The organism is uncultured Campylobacter sp. (genome assembly GCF_938030815.1).
Taxonomy (GTDB): domain Bacteria; phylum Campylobacterota; class Campylobacteria; order Campylobacterales; family Campylobacteraceae; genus Campylobacter_B.
In genome coordinates this window covers 1-2,856 of sequence record NZ_CALHII010000251.1, presented here as the reverse complement: position 1 = coordinate 2,856, position 2,856 = coordinate 1, and the positions used below count along the sequence as shown (strand labels likewise).

The 2,856-nt window shown below is 47.1% G+C and carries 2 protein-coding genes and 1 pseudogene; all 3 read right to left on the bottom strand.

Annotation, left to right across the window (positions count from 1 at the left end; all coding sequences use genetic code 11):
• Window positions 1-744: acyltransferase (locus Q0277_RS09395; protein ID WP_297997507.1), on the bottom strand; the 744-nt coding region annotated here is incomplete at its 3' end.
• Between the two features lie 59 nt (window positions 745-803).
• On the bottom strand, window positions 804-2,552 hold the full coding sequence (mnmE, locus tag Q0277_RS09390) for a tRNA uridine-5-carboxymethylaminomethyl(34) synthesis GTPase MnmE (protein WP_297997506.1): 1,749 nt from the start codon (window positions 2,550-2,552) through the stop codon (window positions 804-806).
• 2 nt (window positions 2,553-2,554) lie between these two features.
• Window positions 2,555-2,856 (bottom strand): annotated as a pseudogene (locus Q0277_RS09385) (protein jag); the annotation flags it as partial.

Genomic DNA, 2,856 nt, shown 5'->3' with positions numbered 1-2,856 from the left:
GAAATCCTTAATCACGATCTCATAGCGATTATCCGCGCCGCGCCGCGCAAAGATCGGGATCAGCACGGGGCGAAATTTCAAATAAAGCGACGCGATAGTCTTTGTAGTGTAGCACTGTCGTCCAAAAAAGGTCGTAATCAGGCTGTTTTTAGGGCCTGGCTTTTGATCGGGCAGAATGCCTACGTTGCGCCCCTGCTTTAGCGCCTGCACGAGCCTGCGCATCGCATCGTCCTTGTAAATGAGGTCGTTGCCGTAGCGTTCGCGAAACGGCGCCACTAGCCGCTCTTCGATCAACTCATTATCGCTGCGACGCCCGACTACCGAGACAGGAAAGCCATTGGCGCCAAAAAAATTAGCTAGAATTTCCCAATTTCCAAAATGTGCGGTAAAAAATAAAATCCCGTGCGGATTATCACCTTTTAGCTTTCGGACGCGCTCTAGCGCCTGCTCGCCGTTTGAAATCAGATCATCAAATTTTAGTCTGCCATTGTAAAATAAAAGCGTGTCGGTAAGCGTCCTAGCGATACTGCGAAAATTCTCGATCGCAAGAGAGTGAAGCTCACTTTCGCTTTTTTGCGGATAGGCGGCGCGAAGGTTATCCTGCGCGACTTTAACGCGCCTGCTAAGCTTCCACGATGCAAAAAGTGCAAGCTTGTCGAAAAATGCGAATATGAAGCTTTTCGGCGCGAATTTTGCAAATTTTATCAGACACAGCGCCAAAAAATATTGGATTTTTTCCTTCATAAAGACCTCGTTTTAAATGCGAGATTATATTGAATTTTGGCTAATTAGTAGCTAAAACGCTATTTGCCGAGGCAAAAATTGCTAAACATTTCGTCTAAAATTTCATCTCGCTCAAATGGACGCGAAATACGTGCAATCGCCTCAATCGCGCGATTTATCTCAAATGCAAAAAGCTCAAGCTCGCCGCAAGCCAGGCGCTCGCTCGCGTTTTTAAGAGCCGCAAGCGCGCTCTCGCAAGATAGAATTTGCCGCTCATTGCTTAGCATAAGGCCATCGAAATTTTGAGAATTTAAGTAGCTCTCAAGCGCAGTTAAAATTTGATCCACGCCCTCGTTTGCAGAAATTTCAAGTGGCGTAAAAATGGAATTTGCCTGGGTATTTTGCCCAGCGGAATTTATTGCAGAGCTACCAGGCGCGATGGAATTTGCAGAATTTTGTTTGGAATCATCCTGAGTAAAATTCTCCGCAGCACAGCTTGCAGTAGTGCGCTCGGTATTTGGCGACGCTAGCCCGGTTTTTGCAGCGGAATTCTGTTCCATCAGATTTATGGAATTCGCAAGGGCTATTTGGCTTGTAGGCGCGGAATTTGTGGAAGTAGAATTTTGCGCGCTTAAGTCACGCTTTAAATTTTTAGCTTTTAAATTCTGCGCGCAGGAATTTAAAAAAACATCGCAGGTCCGACTTTGCTTTAAATTTTCGGCTGTGAAATTCTCTGATATGGGACTTTCAGCTGCGAAATTTTCTGCAGAAAAAGCCTCTAAATCCTCGTCAAGATCCTCCACGCTAAGATGAAATTTACGCGGCAAGTCGCATTTATTTAAAACGTAGATGATTTTTTTGCTTTTTTGTTCGCGCAATATTTTTAGGATCTGCGCGTCCTCGGCGTCCCATTCGCGGCTTGCGTCAAACACTGCCAAAATCACGTCCGCCTCGCTTGCAGCGCGAAGCGAATATGAAATGCCGATACTTTCAAGCTTTGAGTCGCTGTGTCTGATACCTGCAGTATCGACTATACGGATTAGATGAGTGCCTATCTGCAGGCTTTCTTCGATAAGATCGCGCGTAGTGCCCGCTTCGTCGCTCACGATAGCGCGACTAAAGCTCAGCATAGAGTTTAAAATGCTTGATTTACCGACATTGGGCTTACCCACAATCGCTACTTTAAAGCCCTCGATCAGTCCCTTGCGGCTGCGGCTGATGCGAGTGATTTTTTCTAGCGAAGCGATATTTTGGCTAAGCATTTCTTGTGAGTTTTGCAGCACATCTTCGGGCAGATCGTCCTCCGCGTAGTCGATGCAAACCTCGACGAAGGCCAACGTCTTAACCAGAGCTGCGCGCAGATTTGCGACGAAGTCTGCTAGCTCGCCGCGCAGGTTTCTAGCTAAAATTTTAGCCGCACTTTGCGAGCGCGAATTTATAAGATCGCTTATGGCTTCGGCTTTACTAAGATCCATTTTGCCGTTTAAAAACGCTCGCTTACTAAACTCGCCCGGATTTGCTATGCGTGCGCCCAGAGCCAGCACAGCATCTAACGCCAAGGACGAAGCCGTAAAGCCGCCGTGGGTCTGCACCTCTACAACATCCTCGCCGGTAAAGCTATGCGGAGCTTTAAAATATATCAAAATCGCCTCGCCGAACGCTTCGCCGAACGCGTCAAAAAGATTCACAAGCGTAGCATAGCGAGGGCGCAAAGAACTGCGATGTGAAAGGCTTAGAGCGATAGATAGCGCTTCCTCGCCTGAAATTCTAATTATGCAAATTCCGCCGATGCCGTGAGCCGTAGCGATAGCGGCGATAGTCTCGCTCACGATTAGCTTTTTTCGTCTACGATGACGATTTTGCCGCTACGCGTGGATTTAATGCCCACGAAACGATCTGGGTACGCCCGCTTTAGTTTATCGGCTACGATTTTGATAAATGCGCCGTCAAAAGCTTTCGTGACGATACGCTCATTTCCAGAGCGCTCCACGAGCGCATTTACATAAGAATCGATAAATCGTTCTTGATTTTGTAAAAATTCCGCGATTTCAAAAACCACAGCAAGATCATATCTGATGCTGATCCAGTTGTAAATCATATACGAGAGCGCCTTGTAGCGGTGCCCCTCTTTGC